Here is a 12,662-nt window from a genome sequence, read left to right on the forward strand (position 1 = left end):
TCCCCACGCACGGAAGGAAGAACGGCCCATGGCCCATTTCGAAGTCGTGGAGATCGTTGCCGCGCTGCATGCGGTGCGCAACGAATGGCGCGACCTGCAGCGTCGCTCGCGCGAACCCGGCGCGCGCGAGTTCCCCTCGCGCAACGCACTGGCCCATATCGTGGAATCGCTCAAGGGCGCGCTGTTTCCGATGCGGCTCGGCCCGCACGACCTGCGCCACGAGAGCGAGGATTTCTATGTCGGTCATACGCTCGACGCCGCCTTGCAGGCGCTGCTGTCGCAGGCGCGGCTGGAGCTGCATTTCAACGCGCGCCATGCACCGCGCAGCGCCAGCGAGATCGACGAGGCCGCCACCGCGGCGGTGCGCAGCTTCGCGAACCGCCTGCCCGAGCTGCGCCGGTTGCTCGACAGCGACGTGCTCGCGGCCTACCAGGGCGACCCGGCCGCGCGCAGCGTCGACGAGGTGCTGCTGTGCTATCCGGGCGTGCTCGCGATGATCCATCACCGGCTCGCGCACGAGCTCTACAGCCTCGACCTGCCGCTGCTGGCGCGCATCGTGGCCGAACTCGCGCACGGGCAGACCGGCATCGACATCCATCCGGGCGCGCGCATCGATGCCGGCTTCTTCATCGACCACGGCACCGGTGTCGTGATCGGCGAGACCGCGGTCATCGGCAAGCGCGTGCGGCTCTACCAGGCCGTGACGCTGGGCGCCAAGCGCTTTCCGACCGACACAGAGGGCAACCTGCAGAAGGGCCTGCCGCGCCATCCGGTGGTGGAGGACGACGTCGTGATCTACGCCGGCGCCACCATCCTCGGGCGCGTCACGCTCGGCAAGGGCGCCGTCATCGGCGGCAATGTCTGGATCACCGACGACGTGCCGCCGGGCGCGAGCGTCACGCAGGCCAGCCTGCAGAAGAACAACGCACCGAGGGGGTGAACACACCATGAATGCATTCGTCGAAGATTTCGGAGTGGCCGTGCGGCAGTTGCGCGAGGCCCATGGCTGGTCGCAGGAGCAACTCGCGGAGCGCTCGGACCTCAACCGCTCCTACGTGGGCGAGGTGGAACGCGGCCGCGTGATCCCCTCGATCGTCACCGCGCACAAGCTCGCCACCGCGCTCGAGATCAACATCGTGCACCTGCTGTCGCGCTGCGAGCAGCTCGGCCAGTCGCGCCTGGCACGCCGGATCAACTTGGCGGCTATAGCCTGTTGAGGGGAAACCCTTGGCGCCGGGACACTCCCGCCGTCAGTCGCGTTCGTCCCTTTTCTTCATTCCCACGGCCTTTCGGAGTCGCCGGCACCGCTCGCGGTGACCCGGTGGGCCTGATCACATCGGAGCTTTCTTCATGACCGCAACCGTCGGTGGAACCACCGCGCTCGGCGACAACGCCGCCAGACAGCTGGCCAATGCCACCAAGACCGTTCCCCAGCTCGAGACCATCAGCCCGCGCTGGCTCACGCACCTGCTGCAATGGGTGCCGGTGGAGGCGGGCATCTACCGCGTCAACAAGGTCAGGAACCCCGAGGCCATCAAGGTCACCTGCACCTCGCGCGAGGAAGAGAACCAGCTGCCGCGCACCTTCGTCGACTACGAGGAGAACCCGCGCGAGCACTACCTCAATGCCGTGAGCACCGTGCTCGACGTGCACACCCGCATCTCCGACCTCTACAGCAGCCCGCACGACCAGATCAAGGAACAGCTGCGCCTGACGATCGAGACGATCAAGGAGAACCAGGAGAGCGAGCTCATCAACAACCCCGACTACGGCCTGCTGGCCCAGGTCAGCGAAGAGCAGCGCATCTTCCCGCTGACCGGCGCGCCCACGCCCGACGACCTCGACGAGCTGCTGACCAAGGTCTGGAAGGAGCCGGCCTTCTTCCTCACGCACCCGCTGGCGATCGCCGCCTTCGGCCGCGAAGCCACGCGCCGCGGCACGCCGCCGCCGACCGTGAGCCTGTTCGGCTCGCAGTTCATCACCTGGCGCGGCATTCCGCTGATCCCGTCGAACAAGGTGCCGGTGGCCGACGGCAAGAGCAAGATCCTGCTGCTGCGCGTGGGCGACAAGCGCCAGGGCGTGGTCGGCCTGTTCCAGCCGGGCCTCGCGAGCGAACAGAGCCCGGGCCTGTCGGTGCGCTTCATGGGCATCAACAACCATGCGATCGCGTCGTACCTGATCTCGCTGTACTGCTCGCTTGCGGTGCTGACAACCGATGCGCTGGCGGTGCTCGACGACGTCGAGATCGGCAAGTACCACGACTATCCCGACACCTACAAGTAAGCCGCGGTGAACACTCCCACGACTCCGGGCGAGGCGCCGTTCGATCCGGCGATCCTCGCGCGCATGGCGAGCGCGATGTTCGCGGCGCTGCCGGGCACGCCGCCGGCTTCGCTGCCGGGCGCGCAGTTCCCCGCCAACATCGCGCCGCCGGGTTCGCCGCTCGTGAGCCCGGCCGGCTTCGGGCCCGGCGTGCCGGGCACGCCGATCCCGCAGGGGCAGGTGCCGGGCACCAACCTGCTGCCGGCCTCGCCCACGCAACTGCCTTCGCTCGCGAACCGCGCGCCCGCGCTGCTGCCGCATGCGGTGGCCGGCAACGGCGTGCCCGACACCGTGCTGTCGGTGGCGCCGGCCTTCGAGCCGCGCTCGGGTGGCCACGTGCTCGGCGTGCCGCCGGTGCAGCCCTCGCAGGCCGCATCGAGCGCCGCCTCGCCGTACTACTTCCTCGGCGGCAACCATGGCCAGCCGGCCGGTGCCGGCGGCTTCGCGGTGCACGATCCCTTCGCCGACCTCGCGGCGCTGGCCGTGTCGCGCGAACCCGCCGTGCCGCCGTCGGCACCGCCCGTGCCCGTCAACGGCCGCGACGCGCAGTTCTACTTCGTCGACGCGGTGCGGCTGCCCAGCGGCTTCGTCACGCCGGCCAAGGCCGATCCGCGCGGGCCCGAGGCGGTGCCGCTGGCCGGCAGCGGCCAGCATCCGCCGTTCGACGTCAACGCCGTGCGGCGCGACTTCCCGATCCTGCAGGAGCGCGTGAACGGCAAGCAGCTCGTGTGGTTCGACAACGCGGCCACCACGCACAAGCCGCAGTCGGTGATCGACCGCATCGCCTATTTCTACGCGCACGAGAACTCGAACATCCACCGCGCGGCGCACGAGCTGGCCGCGCGCGCCACCGACGCCTACGAAGGCGCGCGGGAGCGCGTGCGCCGGTTCATCAACGCGCCCGAGGTCGAGGAAGTGATCTTCGTGCGCGGCACCACCGAGGCCATCAACCTGGTGGCCAAGAGCTGGGGCGGCCAGCACGTGGGCGAGGGCGACGAGATCGTCGTCTCGAACCTCGAGCACCACGCCAACATCGTGCCGTGGCAGCAGCTCGCCGCCGCCAAGGGCGCGAAGCTGCGCGTGATCCCGGTCGACGACTCGGGCCAGGTGCTGCTCGACGAGTACCGCAAGCTGCTCAACGACCGTACGAAGATCGTCGCCGTCACGCAGGTCTCGAACGCGCTGGGCACCGTGGTGCCGGTGAAGGAGATCGTCGAGCTGGCGCACCGCGTGGGCGCGAAGGCGCTGGTCGACGGCGCGCAGTCGGTCTCGCACATGCGCGTGGACGTGCAGGACATCGGCGCCGACTTCTTCGTGTTCTCGGGCCACAAGGTGTTCGGCCCCACCGGCATCGGCGTGGTGTGGGGCAGGCGCGAGGTGCTCGAGGACATGCCGCCGTGGCAGGGCGGCGGCAACATGATCGCCGACGTGACCTTCGAGAAGACCGTGTTCCAGCCGATCCCGAACAAGTTCGAAGCCGGCACCGGCAACATCGCCGACGCGGTGGGCCTGGGCGCGGCGATCGACTACGTCAACAAGGTCGGCATCGAGAACATCGCGCGCTACGAGCACGACCTGCTGGTCTACGGCATGGCGCAGCTCGGCGCGATTCCCGGTGTGCGGCTGATCGGCACCGCGGCCGACAAGGCCAGCGTGATGTCCTTCGTGCTCGACGGCTACAGCACCGAGGAGGTCGGCCATGCGCTCAACGAGGAAGGCATCGCGGTGCGCACCGGCCACCATTGCGCACAGCCGATCCTGCGCCGCTTCGGCGTCGAGACCACGGTGCGGCCCTCGCTGGCCTTCTACAACACCTTCGACGAGATCGACCGGCTCGTGGCGTTGGTGCGGCGACTCGCGGGCCAGCGGCGCTCAGGCTAGTTCGACGACCCGAGGTGCAGCCTGAAGAAGGCCAGCACCTCGGCGTTGAAGGCCGCATGGAAGGCCGCGCGGTCGAAGCCCGGGCCGTCGCGGCAGATCTCCGGATTGGCCGCGCGCTGCGCGGCGGAGCAGGGCGCGAGAAAGCCGAAGTGGCCGGCCTTGTCGGCCACGCGCCAGTCCGGGGCCGTCGGCAGGTGGCGCCGCACGGCCGCCACGTTGTCGGGCGTGACGCCATCGCCGCCATAAGCCGAGGCCCAGAGCTGCACCGGCACCTTCAGCTGTTTCAGGCTCTCGGCATCGAACAGCATGCTGAGCGGATCGGCGATCACCGCGGCCCGGATGCGCTCGTCGTGCGCCAGCGGTGCCGCGAGCAATGCGCGAAAGCGCTGCCGCATGGCCGTGCATTCCGGGCCCTGCGGCGCCGCGCTGCAGGGCGAGCCGGGCAGCGGCGGCAGCTTCTCGAAATCGGGCCGCGCGCCGATCAGCACCAGGCCCGTGTAGCCGCCGCGCGAGAAGCCGTAGAAGCCGACCTTGCCGGCCGCGAGCTTCGCATGCGAGGGCCAGCGCGTGAGCATGTGGTCGACCAGGCGGCGGATGTCGGTGGTGCGCGTCGCGAGCGCCACGATGCTGTCCTCGGGGCCGCCGCGGATGCGGAAGTTGTCGTCCGAGTGGTTGATCGCGGCGACGACGAAGCCCGCGTTCGCGAGGGCCTCGGCCGTGTCGTGATGGCCGAGGAAGGAGCCGCCGTAGCCGTGCGACAACACCACCAGCGGCAGCCGGTCGCCCGCGAGCGGGCAGTCGCGCACGCCGGGCAGCGTGGCGCGCTCGAGCTGGATCTGGCCGTCGGGCGCGGCGCAGGGCGTCCACACCGCGCCGCGCAGCGCAGGGCCGTCGGCATCGGCCGGTATCTCGAGGGTGCTGAAGCCGGCAGCCTGGGTGCAGGCCACCCACAGGCCGAGCGCGATCGGAAGAAGGAAGCGAAGAAGGTTCATGGCAGCAGTGAAAGCCGGGATCGGCCGGCGGGACGGATCGGAATCAGCAGGTCGGTGCGCAGCGCTGCCTGCGCGACCTGGCGCGGCGAGTTCAGGTAGTGCTCGAGCGTGGGCCGGTCGTCGGGCTCGTAGCCGCTGCCGGGCAGCCAGCGTGCGTAGAGCGCGTAGACGGCGGCGTTGATGCGCGTGTAGGGCCCGGCGAGCGTGTGCACCGCGTAGAGGCCGCCCGGCAGGTCGAAGGCCTCGATCTCCGCGTCGCCGGCCGGCCAGGGATCGGGCGAGGCCGCCGCCACGTAGTATCGGAAATCCGGCCGCGCCTCGGGGTTGCCGCAGGAGATGCCGAACCAGCCCGACACGCGGCGCGAACCCAGCCGGGCGCGCAGCCGCCGGTGCGTGTGCGGGATGGTGGAGGCCGGCCCGTGGTGGCGCAGCGCATGCACCGGCTGCGCCGGGCGCTCGACGATCCGCACGGCGGGCGGTGCCTCGTCGCTCCGGTTCCGTGCCACGGGCATCGCATCGAGCACCACCGCGTGCATCTGCTGCTGGAATTCGCGCGGCGATTGCCCGGTGAACTGGCCGAAGGCACGCGTGAAGGCCTGCGGGCTCTCGTAGCCCACGGCCAGCGCCACGTCCGTGATGCTCTGGCCGCCGCGCGCCAGCAGCCGCGTGGCCATGGCGAGCCGCACGCGCCGCACCGTGGCGGCCACGGTCTCGCCCGCGATGCTCTGGTAGATGCGGTGGAAGTGGAAGGGCGAGAAATGCGCGAGCGCCGCGAGGTCCTCGAGCCGGTGGTCCGCCATCGGGTCGGCCACGATGGCCGCGACGGCGCGCGCCACGCGTTCGCGGTAGTCGTGTTCGGTGCGGGGTGCGGTCATGCCCCGCAGTGTGCCGCCGGGCGGCGGCCGCCGCTTAGCCGACTTTGCGGAGTCCGCGACGCACAGGCTATGCTTTGCGGTCGTCGACAACGCAGCCCGCCCCTCGCATGTCCCAGTCTCCCGCCCCCGCTTCCGCCTCCCCGGCCACCGATGAATCCTGCGACGTGCTCGTCGTGGGCGGCGGTCCGGCCGGCTCCACCATCGCCGCGCTGCTGGCCCGGCAGGGCCGCAAGGTGGTGCTGCTCGAGAAGGAGCACCATCCGCGCTTCCACATCGGCGAATCGCTGCTGCCGGGCAACGTCGAGTTGTTCGAGAAGCTCGGGGTGCGCGACCAGGTCGAGAAGATCGGCATGCCGAAGTTCGGCATCGAGTTCGTCTCGCCCGATCACGAGCACCGCAGCTACGTCGATTTCGCCGAGGGCTGGGACAAGTCGCTCGACTCGGCCTGGCAGGTGCGCCGCTCCGACCTCGACGAGATCCTGTTCCGCAACGCGGCGGCGCGCGGCGCCGAGGCGCTCGAGGGCTGCAAGGTGCGCGACGTGCGCTTCGATGCCGACGGTGCCACGGTGCGCGCCCAGATGGACGACGGCGAGCGCCGCAGCTGGCGCGCGCGCTTCGTGGTCGATGCGACCGGCCGCGACACCCTGCTGGCCAACCAGTTCCGCTGCAAGCAGAAGAACCCCGAGCACAACAGCACCGCGCTGTTCGGCCATTTCCGCAACGCGAAGCGGCTCGAGGGCCGCAAGGAAGGCAACATCAGCATCTGCTGGTTCCCGCACGGCTGGTTCTGGTTCATTCCGCTGGCCGACGGCACCACCAGCGTGGGCGCGGTCTGCTGGCCCTACTACCTGAAGTCGCGCGACAAGCCGCTCAAGGACTTCTTCTACGACACCATCGCGCTGTGCCCGGTGCTGGTCGAGCGGCTGAAGGACGCCGAGCTGGTCGACGACGCGGTGCATGCCACGGGCAACTTCTCGTATTCGAGCACCCACGCCACCGGCGACCGCTACCTGATGCTCGGCGACGCCTTCACCTTCATCGACCCGATGTTCTCCTCGGGCGTCTACCTCGCGATGCACAGCGCCTTCGACGGCGCCGAGGCCGTGGCCAAGGCGCTCGACCGCCCGATGGAGTACGCGGGCGCGCGCGCCGACTTCGAAGCCATGATGCGCAAGGGCCCGCGCGAGTACTCGTGGTTCATCTACCGCGTGACCAACCCGACCATCCGCGAGATGTTCATGTACCCGGGCAACCCCTTCCGCGTGAAGGAGGGCCTGATGTCGCTGCTGGCCGGCGACATCTACCGCGGCACGCCGTTCTGGGGCGCGCTGCGGATGTTCAAGCTGCTGTACTACTTCATCTCGGCGATGCACCCGCGCCGCACCTGGGCCGGCTGGAAGCGGCACCGCGACAACATCCGGGACATGGGGATGTTGAAGGGGGAGACGATCCTCAAGTCGGATTGACGGGGCGCGCTCGCCTTTGCCATTCAGCGGGGCGGCCCCGTGAATAGCAAGGTGAATAGATAAATCGCGCGACTTCACGCGGGTTTTCGCTGGGGAAACCCGGGAAGCTGAATGGATTCGTGAATAGATACTCGGCGCGCGCCGGCCAACGGCTCAGTTCGCCGCCTGCGCGCGGGCGCGCTGCACCTCGTAGGCCTTGAGGTGCACATAGGCCACGCGCAGCACCGAGGGCACGGCGGGCGCGGGCTGCGGTGCCCGGCTCAGCAGGTCGCCGAGGATGTGGTCGGCCTCGACGGCACCGCCGCGCGCGAGGTCCTTGTACATCGAGGCGGTGATCGGCGAGCCGGCCGCGGTCATGAAGGCGTGGCCGCGCTCGACGGCACCGGGGCGCACCGTGAAGCCGTTGTGCGCGGCGATGGCGGCGCATTCGTCGAACAGGGCCAGCGCCACGTCCTGGCCGCCCGCGGCGACCACGTCGCCGATGGAGCCGCGCATCAGGCTCGTGAGGCCGGCGATCGAGGCGATGAAGACCCACTTCTCCCACATGTCCTGCAGCACGTTGTCGCTGGCCTTGGCCTCGAAGCCGGCACCCTCGAACTGCTGCTGGATCGCCTGGATGCGCGGCGGGATGCCGCCGGCGCGGTCGCCGTAGGTGAGGCCGTGCGAGTCGTTGAGGTGCAGCACCCGGCCTTCGTCGTCGAGCGTGGCCGAGATCAGGCACAGGCCGCCGAGCACGCGCGCCTCGCCGAAACGCTCGACCAGGGCATCGATGTGCTGCATGCCGTTGAGCAGCGGCAGGATCACCGTCTCGGGGCCGACGGCGGGCGCGAACGAGTCCATGGTCGATGCCAGGTCGTAGGCCTTGCTGCCGACCACGACCACGTCGTAGGGGCCGCCGATGTTCTCGGCCGACACGTGGGGCGGCGAGGGAATGTGCAGGTTGCCCTGCGGGCTCTGGATCACGAGGCCGGTGGCCGCGATCTGCGCCGCGCGCCGCGCGCGCAGCAGGAAAGTGACGTCGCGTCCCGCCGCCAGCAGGCGGCCACCGAAATAACCACCGAGTGCGCCGGCACCCACCACCAGAAATCTCATCGCGCTTGCTCCTGAATCAGACAAAGAACCGGCGGCGATGATGCCGAAGATCGCGCGAGGCTGCTCTACGCTCCTGGCTTCTCCAGCAGGCGCTGGCGGGCAAAGGGCGAGAGGTCGAGCGTGCTCGCGCGGCCCAGCACATGATCGGCGATGGCGTCGCCGAGCCCGGCCGAGTGCTTGAAACCATGGCCCGAGCAGGCCGAGACCACCAGCACGCCGGGCAGGCCGTCGAGCGCGTCGATGACGAAGCGGCGGTCGGGCGTCACGGTGTACATGCAGGCGCGGGCCTTGAGCGCGCGGTCCTCGATCTGCGGGAAGCGCCCGGCCACGCGCTCGCGGAACATCGCGGCGCTTTCCTCGGGCCGCACGCTGCGGTCGATGGCGTCGGGCGTGGTGGCCTCCACGTACTGCTCGGTCGCGACCTTGAGCGCGGGCTGCGCGGGGTCGGAGGAGGGAAAGCCGTACATGTAGTCCTCGGGGCCGTCGCCGAACATCCAGATGAAGACCGGGAAGCGGCCGGGCGCGAAGTCGGCGGCGGCCGCGCCGGTGTCGAACCAGTGCATGACCTGGCGGTGCACCGAGAAGTCGCGCTGCCAGTCGGCGCGCGCCTGCCGGCCCAGGAACTCGGGCAGCCAGGCACCGGCCGCGACCACGACGCGCCCGGCCTCGAAGCTCGCTGTTTCGGTGCGCACGCGCACGGTGTCGCCGTTGCCCACGGGCTCGACGGCCAGCACCTTCTCTCCGGTGCGCACCTGCGCGCCCGCGGCGCGCGCCACCGCGAGCTGGGCCTCGATCGCCGCCTCGGGCCGCACGAAGCCGGCCTCGCGCTCGTGATAGCCGATCTCGTCGCCCTGCAGCTGGAACTGCGGGAAGCGCGCGCGGATGCCGGCCGCGTCGAGCACCTCGTGCGCGATGCCGAAACGCTCGGCGCAGGCGATGGTGCGGCGCACGAAGTCGGGCTTGCCGTGGTGCTCGGCCACCCGGCCCTGCGGCGCCAGCACCAGGCCGCCGGTGGTGGTCATCAACGACTTGCCGGTGCGCGCCTCGAGCTCGCGCCAGATGGCGTGCGAGCGCTGCACGAAGGGCACGCACTCGTCGCCTTCGCCGATCGCGAGCCGCGTGATGCGCGAATCGCCATGCGAGGAGCCGAGCTCGTGCGGCGGCGCGAACTGGTCGATGCCGAGCACGCGCGCGCCGCGTTGCGAGAGCTGGTGGAGCGTGGCGGCGCCGAGGGCGCCGAGGCCGATGACGATGACGTCGTGGTGGGAGCTGGAAGTCAAGAGGGCAGCGGTGTCAGACGAGGTTCAGGTCCAGGAAGGCGTCCTTCACCTCGATCGGTTTGGGAATGAGCTTGAGCTGCGCGAACACGTCGGCCAGCCCCTGCTGTTCGCGGGCGATGGCCGGCGTGAGCGCGACCACGCCATATTGACGCCGTTCGGTCGCGAGCGCCAGCACCTTGGGCTCGACCTTGAGCTGCGGCGCCAAGGTGGCCACCACCTCGGCGGGATGGGCCTGGGCCCAGTCGTTGGTCTTGCGCAGCTCGGCGAACACGGTGCGCAGCAGATCGGCATTGGCGCGCGCGAACCCGGGCTGCGCGAAGTGGTAGGTGCGGTTGCCGCTGAGGCCGGTGCCGTCGAACAGCAGGCGCGATTCGGTGGCCTGCTGCGCGCCGGCCAGGAACGGATCCCACAGGCCGATCGCGGCCACGCTGCCCGACTGGTAGGCCGCCACCGTGTCGGAGGCGGTGACGATGTAGACCGGCTCGATGTCCTCGTAGCGCAGGCCGGCGGCCTCGAGCGCACGGATCAGCACGTACTGCGTGTTGTAGCCGCGGCCCGTGACCACCTTCTGGCCCTTGAGGTCGCGCACGGAGCGGATCGGCGAATCGCGTGGCACCAGAAAGCCGACGCCGCCAGGGTAGGGGCTCTCGGCCGCGAGGTAGACCAGGCCCTTGCCGCTGGCCTGCTGGAACACGCCGATGCCGTCGGAGGCATGGCCGAAGTCGATGGCACCGGCGGCCAGCGCTTCCGACAGCTGCGCACCGCCGAGGAACTCGGCCCATTCCACCTTCACGCCCGCGGGCGCGAGCGCCTGTTCGAGCCGGCCCGTGCCCTTGAGGATGTTGAGCGTGTTGAACTTCTGGTAGCCGATGCGCAGCGTCTTGGCGCGGGTCTGGGCGAACAGCGGCGTGGCGGCCGCGATGGCGACGGCGGCCGCGCCGGTACGCAGCATGGCGCGGCGCGAGAGGAGGGAGGTCATGGGTGAATGGCGAGAGCTGAAAGGGCGGCGACTCTACGGCCGGCGAGCGCGGCGCGCGACGAAGCTTTTCGCATTTGCTCATGCGCCGGCCGGTGCGGTCCCCGCGCCATGGGCTTTTTGATAAAAGGTCTTGAACGCTTCGCATAATCGCCAGCGTCATTCGACACTCCGTCACTACGACTCTCTCATTCAAGGAGCTTCATTCATGGCCCAGACCCGGATCGCCGTCATCGTCGGCAGCCTGCGCAAGGACTCGTTCAACCAGAAGCTGGCGCTCGCGCTGGCCAAGCTGGCGCCCGAGGACTTCACCTTCGAGCACGTGCGCATCGACGACCTGCCGCTGTACAACCAGGACGACGACGGCAACCAGGCGGCGTCGGTCAAGCGCCTGAAGACCGAGATCGCGGCGGCCGACGGCCTGCTGTTCGTCACGCCCGAATACAACCGCTCGGTGCCCGGCGTGCTGAAGAACGCGATCGACCATGCCTCGCGCCCCTACGGCCAGAGCGCCTGGGCCGGCAAGCCGGCCGGCGTGGTCGGCATCTCGGTCGGCGCCATCGGTACCGCGCTGGCGCAGCAGCACCTGCGCAACGTGCTGGCCTACCTCGACGTGCCCACGCTCGGCGCGCCCGAGGTGTTCCTGCAGACCAAGGACGACCTGTTCGACGACAAGGGCCACATCGGCAACGAAGGCTCGAAGAAGTTCCTGCAGGGCTGGATGGACAAGTACGTGGGCTGGATCAAGAGCCACAAGGCGGCCTGAGCACGGCCGGCCGGCTGGCTCCTCAATAGAGGATCACCAGCACGGTCTCGCCGCCGAAGGCCTCGTCGCGGGCCACGGCGGCCGTGACCGGCTTGCTGACCGCCTTGCCGTCCTTGGTCCGGGGCGGCAGCGTCGCGTTCAACTGCACATAGCGCACCTGCGCCGGCTCGGTGGCGAACTCGGCCACCGCGCGCAGCGAGGTGGCGCCGGGCGGCGGCGCCACCGCCTGCATCTGCTGGTTCACGCGCTGCGAGAGTTCCTGCAGCGCCTTGAGGTCGCCGCGCGCCGCCGCGGCCTGCAGCTCCTGCTTGATCGAATCCATCGACTTCATCGCCGCCTCCTGCTGCTTGCGGCCGGGCACCTGCGAGCCGTCGAAGCTCTTCTGGCCCTTGGCCACCAGCTGCAGCACCTGCTCGGGCGACAGCCGCGTGGTGAAGACCGCGCGGCCCTCGCGCGCGTCGCTCGCGAACGGGCGCCAGCGCAGCGTGGCCGCGTCCTTCGCGCCGACCGCACCGGCCAGGCCGAGCCGGGTGGCGTCGGGTTGCTCGTCGGGCACCAGCGCGCCGAAGCCGTTGCGCTGGCCGGCGCGCATCCACGGTGCCAGGCCCTTGCGGAAGCGGTCGTCCTGCACCTCGAGCATCTGGCGCGCGATCGCGCGCACGCCGGGCGAGGTGTGGTCGAGCGCGGCCAGCACCGCCTCGCGGTCCTCGGGCGAGCCGATCTTGGCCAGCCGGCGCAGGCCCAGCTCGGCCAGCATCGGGAAGCGGGCGCGCGCGGCGCTGCGCAGCACCTCGCGGTCGATCTCGCCGCGCGACTGCAGCACCTGCAGTTCGCCGTAGAGCGCCAGTTCGAGTTCGGCGCGCAGGCCGGGGCAGGCGGCGTTCCAGCGGCCGTCGACGCACTGGGCCTCGAAGCGCGGCAGCACCTGCTCGGGCGGGATCTCGGTGCGCGGGCCGCCGATCAGCAGCGCGGCGCTCAGCAACAGGGCTTCGTTCATGGCGATGACTCCGGA

Annotated in this window: 12 protein-coding genes; 6 read left to right on the forward strand and 6 right to left on the reverse strand. The window is 70.3% G+C overall.

The window, feature by feature from the left end; translation table 11 throughout:
• Window positions 1-28: 28 nt before the first annotated feature.
• From epsC to ACODT0_RS24450, 4 genes are all read left to right on the forward strand, one after another.
• Window positions 29-940 (forward strand): serine O-acetyltransferase EpsC, encoded by a 912-nt coding sequence (gene epsC, locus ACODT0_RS24435; RefSeq protein WP_489042514.1) that lies wholly within the window; start codon window positions 29-31, stop codon window positions 938-940.
• A 7-nt stretch (window positions 941-947) separates the two neighbouring features.
• Entirely contained in the window at window positions 948-1,217 is a 270-nt protein-coding gene (locus ACODT0_RS24440) for a helix-turn-helix domain-containing protein (protein WP_057593379.1), read from the forward strand.
• A gap of 133 nt (window positions 1,218-1,350) precedes the next feature.
• On the forward strand, window positions 1,351-2,283 hold the full coding sequence (locus ACODT0_RS24445; protein ID WP_489042515.1) for a family 2A encapsulin nanocompartment shell protein: 933 nt from the start codon (window positions 1,351-1,353) through the stop codon (window positions 2,281-2,283).
• A gap of 63 nt (window positions 2,284-2,346) precedes the next feature.
• Window positions 2,347-4,203: a family 2A encapsulin nanocompartment cargo protein cysteine desulfurase gene (locus ACODT0_RS24450; protein ID WP_489042555.1), complete on the forward strand. Its 1,857-nt coding sequence runs from the start codon at window positions 2,347-2,349 to the stop codon at window positions 4,201-4,203.
• Here ACODT0_RS24450 and ACODT0_RS24455 read toward each other — a convergent pair.
• Window positions 4,200-5,195 carry an alpha/beta hydrolase family protein gene (locus tag ACODT0_RS24455; protein WP_489042516.1) on the reverse strand — a complete coding sequence of 332 codons (996 nt, stop codon included), beginning with the start codon at window positions 5,193-5,195 and terminating at the stop codon, window positions 4,200-4,202. The two genes, ACODT0_RS24450 and ACODT0_RS24455, sit on opposite strands and share 4 nt — an antisense overlap.
• Window positions 5,192-6,070: an AraC family transcriptional regulator gene (locus tag ACODT0_RS24460; protein WP_489042517.1), complete on the reverse strand. Its 879-nt coding sequence runs from the start codon at window positions 6,068-6,070 to the stop codon at window positions 5,192-5,194. The genes ACODT0_RS24455 and ACODT0_RS24460 overlap by 4 nt, the downstream gene beginning before the upstream one ends.
• A 107-nt stretch (window positions 6,071-6,177) precedes the next feature.
• On the opposite strand from ACODT0_RS24460, the gene ACODT0_RS24465 reads away from it, so the two are divergent.
• The gene (locus ACODT0_RS24465) at window positions 6,178-7,536 is read left to right on the forward strand and encodes an NAD(P)/FAD-dependent oxidoreductase (protein ID WP_057593375.1); all 1,359 of its coding nucleotides are present in this window, start codon (window positions 6,178-6,180) and stop codon (window positions 7,534-7,536) included.
• Window positions 7,537-7,689: 153 nt separating this feature from the next.
• Here ACODT0_RS24465 and ACODT0_RS24470 read toward each other — a convergent pair whose 3' ends face one another.
• From ACODT0_RS24470 to ACODT0_RS24480, 3 genes are all read right to left on the reverse strand, one after another.
• A complete protein-coding gene (locus tag ACODT0_RS24470) occupies window positions 7,690-8,628 on the reverse strand; it encodes a ketopantoate reductase family protein (RefSeq protein WP_261205917.1) in 939 nt (312 codons plus the stop codon).
• Between the two features lie 65 nt (window positions 8,629-8,693).
• Window positions 8,694-9,908 carry an N-methyl-L-tryptophan oxidase gene (gene solA / locus ACODT0_RS24475; RefSeq protein WP_489042518.1) on the reverse strand — a complete coding sequence of 405 codons (1,215 nt, stop codon included), beginning with the start codon at window positions 9,906-9,908 and terminating at the stop codon, window positions 8,694-8,696.
• A gap of 13 nt (window positions 9,909-9,921) precedes the next feature.
• Complete coding sequence (locus tag ACODT0_RS24480) at window positions 9,922-10,887, reverse strand: aliphatic sulfonate ABC transporter substrate-binding protein (RefSeq protein ID WP_479672422.1); 966 nt, start codon at window positions 10,885-10,887, stop codon at window positions 9,922-9,924.
• A gap of 205 nt (window positions 10,888-11,092) precedes the next feature.
• Between ACODT0_RS24480 and ACODT0_RS24485 the strand changes: the two genes are divergently transcribed.
• Window positions 11,093-11,650, forward strand: a complete 558-nt coding sequence (locus ACODT0_RS24485) for an NADPH-dependent FMN reductase (RefSeq protein WP_057593371.1) — start codon at window positions 11,093-11,095, stop codon at window positions 11,648-11,650.
• 22 nt (window positions 11,651-11,672) lie between these two features.
• On the opposite strand, the gene ACODT0_RS24490 is transcribed toward ACODT0_RS24485, so the two are convergent.
• Window positions 11,673-12,647, reverse strand: coding sequence for a hypothetical protein (locus tag ACODT0_RS24490; protein ID WP_413763650.1), 975 nt, complete (start codon window positions 12,645-12,647; stop codon window positions 11,673-11,675).
• Window positions 12,648-12,662 lie beyond the last annotated feature (15 nt).

Source organism: Variovorax sp. FG153, from assembly GCF_057809595.1.

Coding starts and splice junctions, on each gene's coding strand:
- epsC (WP_489042514.1), top strand. CDS start 29: ATGGCCCATTTCGAAGTCGTGGAGATCGTTGCCGCGCTGCATGCGGTG.
- ACODT0_RS24440 (WP_057593379.1), top strand. CDS start 948: ATGAATGCATTCGTCGAAGATTTCGGAGTGGCCGTGCGGCAGTTGCGC.
- ACODT0_RS24445 (WP_489042515.1), top strand. CDS start 1,351: ATGACCGCAACCGTCGGTGGAACCACCGCGCTCGGCGACAACGCCGCC.
- ACODT0_RS24450 (WP_489042555.1), top strand. CDS start 2,347: ATGGCGAGCGCGATGTTCGCGGCGCTGCCGGGCACGCCGCCGGCTTCG.
- ACODT0_RS24455 (WP_489042516.1), bottom strand. CDS start 5,195: ATGAACCTTCTTCGCTTCCTTCTTCCGATCGCGCTCGGCCTGTGGGTG.
- ACODT0_RS24460 (WP_489042517.1), bottom strand. CDS start 6,070: ATGACCGCACCCCGCACCGAACACGACTACCGCGAACGCGTGGCGCGC.
- ACODT0_RS24465 (WP_057593375.1), top strand. CDS start 6,178: ATGTCCCAGTCTCCCGCCCCCGCTTCCGCCTCCCCGGCCACCGATGAA.
- ACODT0_RS24470 (WP_261205917.1), bottom strand. CDS start 8,628: ATGAGATTTCTGGTGGTGGGTGCCGGCGCACTCGGTGGTTATTTCGGT.
- ACODT0_RS24480 (WP_479672422.1), bottom strand. CDS start 10,887: ATGACCTCCCTCCTCTCGCGCCGCGCCATGCTGCGTACCGGCGCGGCC.
- ACODT0_RS24485 (WP_057593371.1), top strand. CDS start 11,093: ATGGCCCAGACCCGGATCGCCGTCATCGTCGGCAGCCTGCGCAAGGAC.
- ACODT0_RS24490 (WP_413763650.1), bottom strand. CDS start 12,647: ATGAACGAAGCCCTGTTGCTGAGCGCCGCGCTGCTGATCGGCGGCCCG.